The organism is Vibrio sp. CJQ_6, assembly GCF_043106745.1.
Classification (GTDB): domain Bacteria; phylum Pseudomonadota; class Gammaproteobacteria; order Enterobacterales; family Vibrionaceae; genus Vibrio; species Vibrio furnissii.
In genome coordinates this window covers 48,175-63,854 of sequence record NZ_JBICMV010000012.1, presented here as the reverse complement: position 1 = coordinate 63,854, position 15,680 = coordinate 48,175, and the positions used below count along the sequence as shown (strand labels likewise).

Sequence of the window (15,680 nt, the reverse complement as noted above, 5' to 3'; positions counted from 1 at the left end):
GAAACAAAGGTCGCCAATGCGGCCTTTTTTATTAATAAGATCATGACGAATACCCCAGCAATTCAACAACTTCTAGAACCAATTAACCAGTTCTTGCACTGCGAAACACCGGACGCGTGGATCGAAGAGGCACGCCAACCACACAACTTACCAACGTTGCTGTTGGATCACCTGCTGTGCGAGCTCAAGGCTGGCCAATCCGCCATGTACCTGATCCGCAAATATGCCGTGGATAAAGAGAGTCAACACTCGCTGTTGGAATGGTTTAAACCATACGAAGATTTTGCGTATCGCAACACGGGATCCATTGAAACACTAAAAGGCAAAAGCCAGATTTCTAAAGCGATCATGGCGAAGTCTGCATCCCCTTACAGCCAAGACTTAATCGACAAGATGGTGTTGTTGATCAAAGAGGAATTGCATCACTTCTATCAAGTGTTGGAAATCATGGACAGCCGTAACATCGCTTATGAATCGATTCCTGCCAGCCGTTATGCCAAAGGCTTGCTGTCACACATGAAAACTCATGAGCCACAAACCTTGATCGACAAACTGATCATCGGCGCTTACATTGAAGCCCGTTCTTGTGAACGTTTTGCGCGTCTCGCACCTCATCTTGATGACGACATCGCCAAATTTTATGTGTCCTTATTACGCTCTGAAGCGCGCCACTATCAAGATTATTTGGCCTTGGCGGAGCAAATTGCCGGTTGTGATATCAGCGCACGCATTGCCTACTTTGGCCAACTCGAAGCGGATTTAATCCTGTCAGACGATGAGGATTTCAAATTCCACAGCGGTGTTCCTACTCACCGAATCAAATAGAAAAAGGTCAGCATGTGCTGACCTTTTTGATCATGACGGCCAGGAGTGTCCAAACGTTAAAGCAATGATGCGTTAATCGCCGCCAGCACCTTGGCAGGCTCCGCAGCTTGCGTGATTGGGCGGCCAATTACCAAATAGTCGGAACCGGCCTGAATCGCCTCATACGGCGTCATAATGCGGCGTTGGTCGCCGACATCAGAACCAGCAGGACGAATCCCCGGCGTCACCAGCTTAAACGCCTGCCCGAGCGACTGTTTGAGCATGGCCGCTTCCTGCGCCGAGCACACCACGCCATCTAAACCTGAGTTTTTGGTCAAGGTGGCCAGTCGCATCACTTGTTGTTGCGGCGCTACATCTAGGCCAATACCAGCCAGATCACGCTGTTCCATGCTGGTCAGCACCGTCACACCGATCAGTAACGGGCGATCATTGCCATAAGGCTCAAGGATTTCACGAGATGCAGCCATCATGCGTTCACCACCACTGGCATGCACGTTCACCATCCAAACGCCAAGCTCTGCAGCTGCGCGAACAGCTTTAGAACAGGTGTTCGGAATGTCGTGGAACTTGAGGTCAAGAAAAACGGAAAACCCGCGTTTGTGCAGCTCGCGTACAAACTCTGGACCAAACAAGGTAAACATCTCTTTGCCCACTTTCAATCGACAGCTTGCAGGATCGATTTTATCGACAAATGCCAGCGCATCCGCTTGATTGTCATAATCCAGTGCCACGATCACTTTTTGGTCGTTCATTTCTACTCCTAAGATACGCGTTGAGCCTAAAAAAATGCAGCCTCTACAGCTGCATGTCTTATCAAACCGGCGGTTAGCCAATTCTTTGATTATTCTCCGTCCAAACCACGAATCGGTTTGATCGAGCCCCATCCTTTACAAGATGGACAATGCCAATACAGGGAATGGGTGGAAAACCCACATCGACGACAACGATAGTGTGGTTTTGCTTTCAACTGCTCACCCACGAGCTTTTGCAGCGTCGACAAACTGGCCTTTGCCCGTCCCTCTTCCGCTTCAGCAATATGGTAGTCAATCAGGCGATAGAAGCCTTTCATGGTCGGGTTCTTCACCAACTGGCGAGTCAGTAATTCTTGCGCCGATGCCACCCCTTCATGCTGTGCCACCAATTGAGCCAGCATCAGCTCAGCCGATACACCAGCTTTATCGGAGATGCATTGGCGAAGAAACTGCACCAACTCCTGCTCTTGCCCAAGATGGTGGTAGCACTCCGCCAACGTTGGCAGCACTTCGCCGATAAAGTCGATGTCTTGATCCAACACCATTTCCATGTATTGAATCGTTTTTTTGTAGTCTTCGCTTTCTAGGTACAACTTACCCAATGAAATGCTGGCACGAACGCACTTCGGGTCTTCCTGAAGTGCCTTCTTAAAAAGTTGGATCGCTTTGTTATCGTGGCCGTCGGCTTTTTCTTGCATCGCCAATTCACACCAGAAGTGGGCAATGCTCGCTTTCATACGTTTACGCCCCATTTTGACCAGTGCATGAGCGCAATCAATGGCTTTATGCCACTCACGAGTTTGCTGATAAATTGCGGTCAATTGTTGCAGAGCCGATTCGCGGTGCTCAGGTTCATCGACCAATTGTTCGAAAATGCGTTCAGCGCGATCGAGGAAACCGGAGACCATGTAGTCTTTCGCCAACTGTTGCAGCGCTAAGTTTTTCTGTTCGATGGTTAAACCCGAACGAGAGATCAGGTTTTGGTGGATACGAATTGCGCGGTCAACCTCGCCGCGAGAGCGAAACAGGTTGCCCAATGCCAAGTGGGTATCGATGGTCTCGTTATCCACTTGCAATAGTTCAATGAAGTGATCAACCGCTTTGTCTGATTGATCAGACAAAAGCAAGTTCAACCCCGTCACATATTGACGGGAGATCTGATGGGAATGTTTCTGCTTGTCTTGCTGGGCACTACGATTACCCATATACCACCCGTAAGCGGCGGCGATTGGCAATAACAAGAAGAGAATTTCTAACATCTAAAAACGACCTTACCCGATATTCGCTTTTTGCTCTGACACATCGTGAGACGACGTTTGTTTTTTCAGTTTTCGGTTCAGCTTGCGAATCTCAAGTTTGGATTTCAGGTGCATACTACCAAAAATGATCCAAGCGATCAGAAAGCCGATCACAAAGACCGATCCGAGCAGCGTTGACAGATGGAATTCACCCTGCGCCAACAGATAATTGAACGTCACGATCTCCTGATTTTGAGATCCTAACGCCAACGCGATCAGAAAGAGAGCAAGTAACACCACGATTTTTATTATTTTCATAATCTATTACCTATTCACGAATTGGCTACCTGATTATGCAGGAAAACAGCCCGACAAACCATGGCTATCGAGCACACACCCGCAAAAAAGCGGCACGCTAAATCAGCATGCCGCTTTATCCAAGAATCTTTACGTAAATCAGATATTTTCGTTTACACGTTCACGGAGTTCTTTGCCTGGTTTGAAGTGTGGAACGAATTTACCTTCCAACTCTACTTTCTCACCAGTTTTCGGGTTGCGCCCGACTCTTGGCTCACGATAGTGCAGGGAAAAACTGCCGAATCCACGAATTTCGATACGGTCTCCTGCCTCTAGGGTGTTTGCCATGTGCTCAAGAATATCTTTTACCGCGTCTTCGATCTCTTTTGCAGACAAATGTGTTTGCTCAGCACAGAGTCTTTCAATCAATTCAGACTTAGTCATAGTTTCCCTCATCGAGTTTTTATCCTGATTATAGTCAGTAATATCAATTCCAACAAACACTTGCTTAATATTGTAGAAAATTTCTACGGCTTCGCTAAATCTTTTTTTGCTCACAAGATTTATTTTACTTGGCAGTTCGAAATTACAAGTCAGAGGAAAGATAAGAGAGGTGTTGAATGAAACATAAAAAAAGGAGCCTCACGGCTCCTTTTTAATTAGCGATACGGAATTATTCGCCTTTAGCAGCTTTGAAAGCGTCTGCCATTGCGTTACCGAATGCAGCGTCATCTTGTTTGTTGATAGATGCCATTGCTTCTTGCTCTTCAGCTTCGTCTTTCGCTTTGATAGACAGGTTGATTACGCGGTTTTTACGGTCAACGCCAGTAAATTTCGCTTCAACTTTGTCGCCAACGCTCAGGATTAGAGAAGCGTCTTCTACGCGGTCACGAGAAACTTCAGAAGCGCGGATGTAACCTTCAACGCCATCTTCTAGCTCGATAGTTGCGCCTTTCGCGTCAACTGCAGTTACAGTACCGTTTACTAGAACGCCTTTCTTGTTGTCTGCAACGTAAGCATTGAATGGGTCATTTTCCATTTGCTTAACGCCTAGAGAAATACGCTCACGCTCTGCGTCTACTGCTAGAACTACTGCAGAGATCTCGTCGCCTTTTTTGTACTCACGTACAGCTTCTTCGCCTGGAACGTTCCAAGAGATGTCAGACAGGTGAACAAGACCATCGATGCCGCCTTCTAGACCGATGAAGATACCGAAGTCAGTGATTGACTTGATCTTACCAGTAACTTTGTCGCCTTTAGCTTGCGCTTCAGCGAATGACTGCCATGGGTTAGCTTTACACTGTTTCAGGCCTAGAGAGATACGACGACGTTCTTCGTCGATATCAAGAACCATAACCTCAACTTCGTCGCCAACATTAACAACTTTAGATGGGTGGATGTTCTTGTTAGTCCAATCCATTTCTGAAACGTGTACCAGACCTTCAACGCCTTCTTCGATTTCAACGAAGCAGCCGTAATCAGTCAGGTTAGTTACACGACCAGTCAGTTTGTGACCTTCTGGGTAACGTTTAGCGATTGCTACCCATGGATCTTCGCCAAGCTGTTTCAGACCTAGTGATACGCGAGTGCGGTCACGGTCGAACTTAAGAACTTTAACTAGGATCTCGTCACCAACGTTCACGATCTCAGATGGGTGTTTAACACGTTTCCACGCCATATCAGTGATGTGCAGAAGACCGTCAACACCGCCAAGATCAACGAATGCACCGTAGTCGGTAAGGTTCTTAACGATACCTTTAACTTCAGTACCTTCTTGTAGAGTCTCAAGAAGTTCGTCACGCTCAACGCTGCTTTCTGATTCGATAACAGCACGACGAGAAACAACAACGTTGTTACGTTTCTGGTCTAGCTTGATTACTTTGAACTCTAGCTCTTTGTTTTCTAGGTGAGCTGTGTCACGGATAGGACGTACGTCAACCAGTGAACCAGGTAGGAACGCACGGATGCCGTTCAGTTCAACAGTGAAACCGCCTTTAACTTTACCGTTGATGATACCAACAACAGTCTCAGCTTCTTCGTAAGCTTTCTCAAGAACGATCCAAGCTTCGTGACGTTTCGCTTTCTCACGAGAAAGTTGAGTTTCACCGAAACCGTCTTCTACAGCGTCTAGAGCTACGTCAACTTCTGAACCAACTTCAACTTCAAGTTCGCCAGCAGCGTTCTTGAACTGTTCAGCAGGGATAGCAGACTCAGACTTAAGACCAGCATCAACAAGAACGTAACCGTTCTCGATCGCTACTACAGTACCTTTAACGATAGTACCTTGTTGGAATTCAGTCTCGTTTAGAAACTCTTCAAAGAGTTGAGCAAAAGATTCAGTCATTTAATTAATCTTCAATAAGTAAACGTCCACGGGTGTCCTACCACATGGGGTTATTAAATTCGCCAGTCATCATCCTTGCGACCGACGCTCTTAACTGACGTGGTTTATTCCGCCAGCTTCGATTCGATATATTGTAGTGCTTTTACCACCACTTCGTCGATAGACATTTCAGTGGAATCCAGCAACAGCGCATCCTCAGCAGGGCGTAGTGGCGCCACTGGGCGGTTACGATCGCGATCGTCACGCTCTTGGATTTCGCTCAAAAGGGCGTCAAATTTAACATCAAGCCCCTTGAGTTGCAACTGCTTGAAACGACGACGGGCGCGTTCCTCCGCACTTGCATCGAGGAAAATTTTGGCTTCAGCCTGAGGGAAGACCACGGTTCCCATATCACGGCCATCGGCAACCAAGCCTTTGCCGTCGGCAAATGCGCGTTGTCTGCGCAGCAGCGCTTCACGAACACGGGGTAAAGCAGCCACTTTCGACGCAGCCATGCCGGTTTCTTCTTTGCGCAGCTCTTTCGAGACATCTTCGCCTTCCAGAATGACTTTCACCAAATCACCCTCAGCGATGAACTGAACATCCAGATGCGTCGCTAGCGGCACAAGTGCGTCTTCGGATTCGGTGTCGACACCATGATGAATTGCAGCAAGCGCAAGCACACGGTAGATGGCTCCAGAATCTAAAAGATGAAAACCGAGTTTGTTAGCCAACAGCATGCAAAGTGTGCCTTTACCCGCTCCGCTTGGTCCATCAACGGTAATCACCGGTGTATGAGAGGACATGTTTTACTCCACTTTATTTTTGTTCGCGACTGACGTTGTCTGCGATTTACCGGCGGCAAATTATAAAGGGATTCGAGGTCAGGCGCTAGGATGGATGTAAAAAAGGACGCATTTTTAAGCAAAAACTACGTAAGAAAAACTCAGATCGAAGACCTGAGTTTTTGACGGTGATAACGGCAACTTATAACAGAATGCGGTCGTCATTTTTGGCCACTATCGAAGGGCCGATACCTTTTACCTGAGTCAATTCCTGTTTGGATTGAAAAGCACCATTCGCTTCACGGTACTCGACAATGGCCTGTGCTTTTTTCAATCCAATGCCTTTGAGTAAGGTTGCCAACTCTTCGGCTGGGGCGGTGTTGATGTTGACCGTGATTTCAATTTCATCACTCACCTGCGCGCTATCAGCGGCCATCGCATGCGTGACGGGCCAGCAAATCGCCAGCAGAAAGGCCAGGCAATATGTGTTGAACTTCATCTCATGTGCTCCTTGCAAATCATCAGAGCAGCGATGATAGGGCAAGCGCTTTCATTCAGCACAGAGGGTTTAAACAGAAATGAAATGGGCTGCAAACGCAGCCCATTTTGTCAAACATATCAATTACACTCAGAGCAATTACTGGCTCACAGCGTAATATTTGATATCCGCATTTTGGCGCAATACGCTGAGCACACCCGCCAGATCTTGTTGAACGCCCATTCGTGCCAATTGCGCACCAATCTGCTCGTTGTATTGTGGATTCACTTTCGCTTCCACTTTATCCAACTCAACCACCACGATGTTACCATCAAAGTCTTTCGCCTGCGCGTAAGTCACGGCACCATCAGCAGGTTTAGCCATCGCATACACCGTACCAGCCAGTGGAGAACTGCGGTCGATCATGTTCAGTTCACCGAACGCCAGTTGATGTTGTTCAAGTAATGACAGATCACCTTTTTTCAGACCATCCACCAATTGACTTGCCAACGCCAAAGCTTGTTGTTCACCTTTCAATTTCGACAGCTGCGCAACCACTTGGTCTTTCACTTCGTTCAGTGGCAATACCATTTCAGGACGTGACTCTTCAACACGAACCACAACCACGTGTTCAGGCGCCACTTCAATGGCTTCGGAGTTCAGGCCGTCTTCTTTCACTTCTGGTGACTGAATCGCTTTCAATACGTCTGCGTTGTTAAGCGCTTTCGGTAGCTGCTGTTCAGAGACGAAGTCCGTGCTGACGATGTGCGCAGAAATCGCTTTGGCAGCATCGTCCAGCGAATCTGGAGATTCAAACGCCACTTTTTCTAGTTCGGTCTGTAACTCATAGAACTTGTCGATCGCCTGTTGGTCTTTTAGCTCAGATTTGATGTCTGCTGCGACCTCTGCATACGGCTTCGCAACGGGCGCTTTCACATCGTCTAGTTTGATGATGTGGTACCCGAAATCTGATTTGACCAAACCACTCACGTCACCCGCTTTCTTGAGTGCAAACGCTGCGCTTTCAAACGCAGGATCCATGGTGTCATGTTCAATCCAACCTAATGAGCCACCCTCTTCTGCACTGCCGATGTCTTGCGATTTTTCTTTCGCGAGTGTTGCGAAGTCGGCACCTGCATTCAACTCGTCAAGAATGGCTTGCGCGGCTTTCTCATCATCACCCTGAATCAGGATGTGGCTCACTTGACGTTGCTCTGCTGATGAGTACTTGTCCATGTGGCTTTCATAGTACTGCTTGGCTTGCTCATCACTAATGGTGATCGCGTTCTTCAGCTGTTCAGCCGACAATTCGATGTAAGACAGTTTGACCTGTTCTGGACGCGTGTAACGTTCAGAATTTTGTTTGTAGTACTGCTCGATTTCGTCATCGCTCAGTTCAATACTTTTTGCAAACTCTGCCGGTGACAGCGTGATGGTGCGAATGTCACGCGTTTGTGTGATCAATTCACCTTGCGCTTCCACTTCACCTTTCAGTGTGAATTCGCTGCCTTGCAATGCAGACAGAAGCTGGTTACGCACGAGGTCACGACGCATGTATTCAGCGAACGAGTCAGGTGAGAAGCCAGCACGGCGTAATGCAGATTGATAGATCTCTTGATCAAATTTGCCATCGGTTTGGAACTGCGGCATATCCAGAATCATTTGGCGAATTTGGGTATCGCTCACACGTAGACCCAGCGCTTGCGCGTGTTGGTCCAGTAGCAAATCGTTGATCATGCGATCCAGTACAGATTTACGGAAAGATGCGACGTATTCAGGATCTGCCAATAAATTAGAGAAGTAATCACCCAGTTGCGATTGCATGCGATTGCGTTCGTTCTGGTAGGCTTGTTCGAATTCACCACGGCCAATTTCTGTGCCGCCGACTTTGGCTGCTGCGTTATTGCTGCCGCTGATCAGGTAGTTACCTACCCCTGCGAAGATAAAAGAAAGGATGATTAGTCCTAGGATAATTTTTACCGCGATGCTGTTCACGCCTTCGCGTAATCGATCCATCATAGTTTTACTGCTCTCCGGGTTTGAAGTGACACACTTCAGCCAAAATTGAATAGCGCGATAATATCAGAAAAAGAAATGCGCATCAGTATGATGCGCATAATTTCAAAAGGTTCGAATTAATTTTGCCTCAAAGCGGCAAAACCATAATTCTAATTAGTTGCAAGCGTCTTTAAGTGCTTTGCCTGCTTTGAACGCAGGAACTTTAGCTTCTGCGATTTGGATTTCTTCACCAGTCTTCGGGTTACGACCTGTGCGAGCAGCGCGAGTACGGACTGCAAATGTACCAAAGCCAACAAGAGCCACCTGATCGCCAGATTGAAGCGTGTCGCTTACGGCTTCAATGAATGCATCAAGTGCACGGCCAGCTGAAGCTTTAGAGATGTCAGCGTTCGCTGCGATTTGTTCTACTAATTGTGTTTTATTCACTGTGAATTCCCCTTCGGTCACCAATTATTATTTTGTTCGGCGCCTATTTCGTTCCATTAATGTTAAAAACTGGCCTAAAGCCTTGTTACAACTGGGCTGGAGGCCTAGTGAGTAACGTTAGCGCCCAAAAAAAACGCTGACAAGCCTTTTTCAGCCTATCAGCGTAAACTTTTACTTATTTTTGCTGCACATCACTATTTTTTAGCGTCAAACTCGACACCAGTCGGGTCATTTTCAAGTGCAACCTTCAACACTTCATCGATCCAGCGTACTGGGATCACCTTCAGATCAGCGATGACATTGTCCGGAATCTCTTCCAGATCACGTTCATTGTCTTTCGGAATCAGAACCGTTTTGATGCCACCACGGTGTGCGGCCAACAGTTTTTCTTTCAGACCACCAATAGGCAAGACTTCACCACGCAGGGTAATTTCGCCGGTCATCGCCACTTCCGCTTTTACCGGATTCCCCGTCAAACATGAAACCAAAGCAGTACACATCGCGGTACCGGCACTTGGGCCATCTTTTGGTGTTGCCCCTTCCGGCACGTGTACGTGAATATCGCGTTTTTCGTAGAAATCGGGGTTGATACCCAGTTTGTCTGCGCGAGAACGTACCACGGTCATTGCCGCCTGAATCGATTCCTGCATGACATCGCCCAGCGAACCGGTTTGCGTCAGCTTCCCTTTACCCAGCATTGACTGCGTTTCAATCGTCAGCAGATCGCCCCCAACTTCGGTCCAGGCCAAGCCAGTAACCTGACCGATGCGGTTGAATTCATCCGCTTTACCAAAGTCGAAACGCTGCACGCCAAGGAACTCTTTCAAGTTCTCTTGATTCACGGTGACCGTTTTCACGCCGCCATTGAGCAGAATTTTCTTCACAGCCTTGCGACAGATCTTAGAAATCTCACGCTCTAGGCTACGCACACCCGCTTCGCGTGTGTAGTAACGAATGATGCCAATAATTGCCGAATCTTCAATCACGATTTCGCTAGGTTTCAAACCGTTACGTTCGATCTGTTTGTTCACCAAGTGGCGCTTCGCGATGTTCAGTTTCTCATCTTCGGTGTAACCCGACAAACGAATCACTTCCATACGGTCGAGCAAAGGACCTGGAATGTTCATTGAGTTTGAAGTCGCAACAAACATCACATCCGACAAATCGTAGTCCACTTCAAGGTAGTGGTCGTTAAACGAGTTGTTCTGTTCTGGGTCAAGCACTTCCAACAGCGCAGAAGCAGGGTCGCCGCGCATATCAGACGACATTTTGTCGATTTCATCCAACAGGAACAGTGGGTTTTTCACCCCAACTTTAGCCATTTTCTGAATCAATTTACCCGGCAGTGAACCGATGTATGTACGACGGTGACCACGGATTTCCGCTTCATCACGAACACCACCCAGCGCCATGCGAACGTATTTACGCCCTGTGGCTGCTGCAATTGAGCGACCCAGCGAGGTTTTACCCACACCTGGAGGCCCAACAAGGCACAGGATCGGGCCTTTCAGCTTGTTGATGCGGCTTTGTACCGCGAGGTATTCCAGAATACGTTCTTTCACGCGCTCTAGGCCGTAGTGATCAGCGTTCAAAATCTCTTCTGCTTTCGAGAGATCTTTTTTCACTTTGGAACGTTTGTTCCAAGGCACGCTCACCATCCAATCGATGTAACTGCGCACAACCGTCGCTTCGGCTGACATCGGAGACATCATTTTCAGCTTTTGCAGTTCCTGCTCAGTTTTCTCGCGTGCCTCTTTTGGCATCTTCGATTCATCGATTTTCTGTTTCAGCGCTTCGAATTCATCTGGCGCGTCATCCATTTCACCCAGCTCTTTCTGAATCGCCTTCATTTGCTCATTCAGATAGTATTCACGCTGAGATTTCTCCATCTGCTTTTTCACGCGGTTGCGAATGCGCTTTTCAACTTGCAGCAGATCGATTTCAGATTCCATTTGACCCATCAAGAATTCCAAACGCTCAGAGACGTCCAAAATTTCCAGCACTTTTTGCTTGTCGATGAGTTTCAAAGGCATGTGTGCTGCGATGGTATCGGCAAGGCGCGCCGCCTCATCGATGCCGTTCAAAGACGTCAGCACTTCCGGTGGAATTTTTTTGTTCAGCTTGATGAAGCCTTCGAACTGATTGATCGCACTGCGAACGATCACTTCTTGCTCTTTGTCATCAAGTTCTGGGGTGAGCATGTACTCAGCTTCTGCCGAGAAGAACTCACCCTCTTGTATTTGGGTGATTTTCGCGCGCTGCTGACCTTCTACAAGCACTTTCACAGTGCCATCTGGCAGTTTCAGTAGCTGGAGAATGGTTGCAACTGTACCGACATCAAATAGATCGGTGATTTTCGGTTCGTCGGTTTCCGGCTGTTTTTGCGCGACCAGAAGAACCTGTTTGTTGTTGTCCATCGCTGCTTCTAGGCATTGAATCGACTTTTCACGACCAACAAACAGAGGAATTACCATATGTGGATACACCACCACATCGCGCAGAGGTAGTACAGGGATCTCGATACGCTCGGAACGTTCCAAGTTCATATTTATCTCTCTTCCGCTTTTCTATATACCGCAGTATATGGGGGCTAACTAACTGGATTCAATGACAGAATAAAAAAAAGGAGGTATTAAATACCTCCTTTGATGTTTTAACGTTCTGTTTTACTCAGCGCCAGCGGCCTGACTTTCGCTTCCGGTGTAAATCAGCAGCGGCTCAGACTCACCGTTAATCACGGATTCGTCAATCACCACTTTCTCTACTTCGGTCATCGAAGGCAGTTCATACATGGTCTCAAGCAAAACGTTCTCAAGAATAGAACGCAGGCCACGAGCCCCTGTTTTACGCTTCATTGCACGAGCGGCAATGGCGCGAAGTGCATCTTCGCGGAACTCCAGATTCACATTTTCCAACTCAAACAGAGCAGCATATTGCTTGGTCAATGCGTTCTTGGGTTCACACAGAATTTGAATCAGTGCTTCTTGATCCAATTCTGTCAATGTTGCGGTCACAGGCAGACGACCGATGAATTCTGGAATCAAACCATATTTCACCAAATCTTCCGGTTCCACTTGAGTAAACAGCTCACTCAGTGATTTACTTTCATCTTTAGAACGAACTTCAGCACCGAAACCGATACCGGTTCCCGTTGCCACACGTTGTTCAATCACTTTATCTAGGCCAGCGAATGCACCGCCACAGATAAAGAGGATCTTCGAAGTATCTACCTGCAGAAACTCTTGTTGAGGGTGCTTACGACCACCTTGAGGTGGTACAGAAGCGACTGTGCCTTCAACCAGTTTCAAAAGCGCTTGCTGAACCCCTTCACCAGACACGTCACGCGTGATTGATGGGTTTTCAGCTTTACGTGAAATCTTATCGATTTCATCGATGTAGACGATACCGCGTTCAGCTTTAGCAACGTCGTAATCACATTTCTGGAGCAGTTTCTGGATGATGTTTTCTACATCTTCACCCACGTAACCAGCTTCCGTCAGTGTGGTCGCGTCCGCCATAGTGAACGGTACGTCTAGGAAACGAGCCAGTGTTTCCGCCAGCAGTGTTTTACCACTACCAGTTGGACCGATAAGAAGAATGTTACTCTTACCCAGTTCCACACCTTCACTCGTTGTATCACCGTTACGTAAACGCTTGTAGTGGTTATAAACTGCAACCGCGAGCACTTTTTTCGCGTGTTCTTGGCCAATCACATAGTCATCTAGATGCTCACGAATCTCACGAGGAGTCGGCAGTGCTGAAGATTCTTTCTTCGGCAACACATCTTTGATTTCTTCACGGATAATGTCGTTACATAAGTCGACACATTCGTCACAAATGTAAACAGATGGACCTGCGATTAGCTTGCGAACTTCGTGCTGGCTTTTGCCACAGAAAGAGCAGTACAGCAGTTTACTACTACCACCCTCTTTGCTTTTGTCTGTCATTCGCTAACCTCTTAGCCTTTACTCGTTATGGTTTGAGTGTATAACAATTTGAACCAAATTGCGTTAAACAATTCCCGGAACTGTTACTCGCCGCGATGGGTCAAAAGTGCGTCCACCAAACCATAGTCTACTGCTTGTTGCGCCGACATGAAGTTGTCACGGTCGGTGTCACGTTCGATCACTTCAAGTGGCTGACCGGTGTGGTCTGCCAACAAGCGGTTCAGCTTGTTCTTGATGGTCAGGATTTCCTGAGCGTGGATCTGAATGTCTGAAGCCTGGCCTTGGAAACCACCCAAAGGCTGGTGAATCATCACACGTGAATTCGGCAGCACATAGCGCTTACCTGGTGCACCACCAGCCAGCAGGAATGCGCCCATTGAACAAGCTTGTCCGATACACAGCGTGCTCACGTTTGGCTTAATAAACTGCATGGTGTCGTAAATCGACATACCCGCAGTCACGCTACCGCCCGGAGAGTTGATGTATAGGAAAATATCTTTATCAGGGTTTTCAGATTCTAAGAAAAGCAGTTGAGCCACGACAAGGTTTGCCATGTGATCTTCCACTTGACCCGTTAAGAAAATCACGCGGTCTTTTAACAAGCGAGAATAAATGTCGTATGAACGCTCTCCACGAGACGTCTGTTCCACCACCATGGGTACTAGCGCGTCAATAATTGGCGACATTACATTTTTTTCTTGGTAGCTCATAGTCTTATGTCCCTAAAATAAATGGCCCGGATGATGGGTATCACACGGACCATTGTTAGCAGAATAGGCGACGTGTCGTCAACCTTTCTACGTGACAACTTGCTTATTACGCAGCAACTTGTGGGTTCATTAGCTCGTTGAAGCTAATCGCTTTCTCAGTTACTTGTGCTTTAGCAATGATAGCGTCGATCGCTTGCTCTTCAAGAGCAACGTTACGCATGTTGTTCATCATTTGCTCGTTTTGCTCGTAGTAAGCAATCACTTCAGTTGGATCTTCGTAAGCAGTCGCCATCTCTTCGATCAGCGCTTTCACTTTCTCTTCGTCTGCTTTCAGCTCTTCAGCTTTGATCACTTCACCCAGCAGAAGGCCGACAACAACGCGGCGTTTTGCTTGTTCTTCGAACAGTTCACGTGGCAGCTGGCTAGCCGCTTCCATGTTACCGCCGAAACGTTGTGCAGCTTGCTGACGCAGAACGTTGATCTCTTGGTCAATCAGTGCAGAAGGAACGTCGATGTCGTTCTCTTTGACTAGACCTTCAATCGCTTGCTCTTTGATGCGCGCTTTGATTGCTTGCTTCAGTTCGCGATCCATGTTCTTACGAACTTCTGCTTTCAGTGCGTCAACGCCGCCGTCAGCAACACCAAATTTAGCAACGAATTCGTCGTTCATTTCTGGCAGTTCACGGGCTTCAACTTTGTTCACTTTGATCGCGAACTTCGCTGCTTTACCTTTCAGGTTTTCAGCGTGGTAATCTTCTGGGAAAGTCACGTCGATTTCGAATTCCATACCTTTGGTTTTACCCGCGATACCGTCTTCAAAACCTGGGATCATGCGGCCTGCGCCCATTTCCAGAGGGAAGTTTTCAGCTTTACCGCCTTCGAATTCAACGCCGTCGATTGAACCAACGAAGTCGATAGAAACGCGTTTGCCTTCTTCTGCAGCTTCGTCAACTTCTTTCCAAGTTGCTTGTTGCTTACGCAGTGTTTCCAGCATTTCAGCCACATCAGCTTCAGTGATTTCTGCAGCTGGTTTTTCAACAGTGATGTTTTCCAGACCTTTCAGTTCAACTTCTGGGTAAACTTCGAAAGTTGCTGTAAAGACTAGATCTGCGCCTTCTTTCGCTTCCACTGGAGCAAATGTTGGTGCGCCAGCTGGGTTGATCTTTTCTTTTACGATCGCTTCGATGAAGTGGCGTTGCATCACTTCACCAAGAACGTCTTGACGTACTGCTTTGCCGTACATCTTAGCAACCATCTTCATTGGCACTTTGCCTTTACGGAAACCATCGAAACGACGGTTTTTCGCGATGTTGCGTAGTTCAGCTGACACTGCATCTTCGATGTTTGCAGCTGGAACAGTAATATTCAGACGGCGCTCTAGGCCTTCTAGCGTTTCAACAGTAACTTGCATTGTTTATAAACCTCAAAACTGGCTCAGGGCTCCTGAGCGTCATGAGCCAAAACTACGTTTCGGCTGCATCCTTGTGTTGCACTCCTAAGAGCACTTTTAACTGTAAATATTGAGCATCGATATTCAAAAGCTCAGTCAGCCTGAATACCGGACTAATGAGTGATATCTTTGTCGATTTACGTCGAATAAAGGTATCTCTGATTAGTCTCAGGACAAAAATTTAGACGCGACATTCTACCGACCTCAAGTTTAGCTGTCGAGCTAATCCCCCGTCAGGGAAAGGTCAATGTCCTAAAAACTCAACCAAGTGCTAAAAATTCCACCAGATAGAAAGTGTGGATGGCTCTGAAATGGGGACAATAAAGGCTTTTTCAAGGGAATCGAGGCTTTTTTTTCCTCAAAAGCTTAAAAAGAGATCTTGCTCTTGTTTTGCACTCTCATTTTGCCATCTTTTTGAGCACGGCAGCGA

General features: G+C 47.3%; 14 protein-coding genes and 1 pseudogene. 1 reads left to right on the top strand and 14 read right to left on the bottom strand.

Annotation, left to right across the window (positions count from 1 at the left end):
- Positions 1-42: 42 nt before the first annotated feature.
- Positions 43-825 (top strand): tRNA isopentenyl-2-thiomethyl-A-37 hydroxylase MiaE, encoded by a 783-nt coding sequence (gene miaE / locus ACF8PK_RS07260; protein WP_392440657.1) that lies wholly within the window; start codon positions 43-45, stop codon positions 823-825.
- Between the two features lie 56 nt (positions 826-881).
- Here miaE and pyrF read toward each other — a convergent pair whose 3' ends face one another.
- The 14 genes and pseudogenes from pyrF to ACF8PK_RS07190 all read right to left on the bottom strand — a co-directional run.
- A complete protein-coding gene (gene pyrF / locus ACF8PK_RS07255; protein ID WP_143679228.1) occupies positions 882-1,577 on the bottom strand; it encodes an orotidine-5'-phosphate decarboxylase in 696 nt (231 codons plus the stop codon).
- Positions 1,578-1,666: 89 nt separating this feature from the next.
- Entirely contained in the window at positions 1,667-2,836 is a 1,170-nt protein-coding gene (lapB, locus tag ACF8PK_RS07250) for a lipopolysaccharide assembly protein LapB (protein WP_004726488.1), read from the bottom strand.
- Between the two features lie 12 nt (positions 2,837-2,848).
- Entirely contained in the window at positions 2,849-3,133 is a 285-nt protein-coding gene (locus ACF8PK_RS07245; RefSeq protein WP_004726490.1) for a LapA family protein, read from the bottom strand.
- 138 nt (positions 3,134-3,271) lie between these two features.
- Positions 3,272-3,556, bottom strand: coding sequence for an integration host factor subunit beta (gene ihfB, locus ACF8PK_RS07240; RefSeq protein ID WP_004726491.1), 285 nt, complete (start codon positions 3,554-3,556; stop codon positions 3,272-3,274).
- A gap of 229 nt (positions 3,557-3,785) precedes the next feature.
- Complete coding sequence (gene rpsA, locus ACF8PK_RS07235; RefSeq protein ID WP_004726493.1) at positions 3,786-5,456, bottom strand: 30S ribosomal protein S1; 1,671 nt, start codon at positions 5,454-5,456, stop codon at positions 3,786-3,788.
- 104 nt (positions 5,457-5,560) lie between these two features.
- Positions 5,561-6,241, bottom strand: coding sequence for a (d)CMP kinase (cmk, locus tag ACF8PK_RS07230; protein WP_038151335.1), 681 nt, complete (start codon positions 6,239-6,241; stop codon positions 5,561-5,563).
- A 181-nt stretch (positions 6,242-6,422) separates the two neighbouring features.
- Positions 6,423-6,719: a ComEA family DNA-binding protein gene (locus ACF8PK_RS07225; RefSeq protein ID WP_392440656.1), complete on the bottom strand. Its 297-nt coding sequence runs from the start codon at positions 6,717-6,719 to the stop codon at positions 6,423-6,425.
- Positions 6,720-6,857: 138 nt separating this feature from the next.
- Positions 6,858-8,717 (bottom strand): peptidylprolyl isomerase, encoded by a 1,860-nt coding sequence (ppiD, locus tag ACF8PK_RS07220; RefSeq protein ID WP_055466333.1) that lies wholly within the window; start codon positions 8,715-8,717, stop codon positions 6,858-6,860.
- Between the two features lie 153 nt (positions 8,718-8,870).
- Positions 8,871-9,143, bottom strand: coding sequence for an HU family DNA-binding protein (locus ACF8PK_RS07215; protein ID WP_004726502.1), 273 nt, complete (start codon positions 9,141-9,143; stop codon positions 8,871-8,873).
- Positions 9,144-9,337: 194 nt separating this feature from the next.
- Positions 9,338-11,689 (bottom strand): endopeptidase La, encoded by a 2,352-nt coding sequence (gene lon, locus ACF8PK_RS07210; protein WP_004726504.1) that lies wholly within the window; start codon positions 11,687-11,689, stop codon positions 9,338-9,340.
- A gap of 120 nt (positions 11,690-11,809) precedes the next feature.
- Positions 11,810-13,090 carry an ATP-dependent protease ATP-binding subunit ClpX gene (gene clpX, locus ACF8PK_RS07205; protein ID WP_004726506.1) on the bottom strand — a complete coding sequence of 427 codons (1,281 nt, stop codon included), beginning with the start codon at positions 13,088-13,090 and terminating at the stop codon, positions 11,810-11,812.
- A gap of 83 nt (positions 13,091-13,173) precedes the next feature.
- Positions 13,174-13,800 carry an ATP-dependent Clp endopeptidase proteolytic subunit ClpP gene (gene clpP / locus ACF8PK_RS07200; RefSeq protein ID WP_004726508.1) on the bottom strand — a complete coding sequence of 209 codons (627 nt, stop codon included), beginning with the start codon at positions 13,798-13,800 and terminating at the stop codon, positions 13,174-13,176.
- 106 nt (positions 13,801-13,906) lie between these two features.
- The gene (gene tig / locus ACF8PK_RS07195; protein WP_004726510.1) at positions 13,907-15,211 is read right to left on the bottom strand and encodes a trigger factor; all 1,305 of its coding nucleotides are present in this window, start codon (positions 15,209-15,211) and stop codon (positions 13,907-13,909) included.
- Positions 15,212-15,521: 310 nt separating this feature from the next.
- Positions 15,522-15,665 (bottom strand): annotated as a pseudogene (locus ACF8PK_RS07190) (TolB protein); the annotation flags it as partial.
- Positions 15,666-15,680 lie beyond the last annotated feature (15 nt).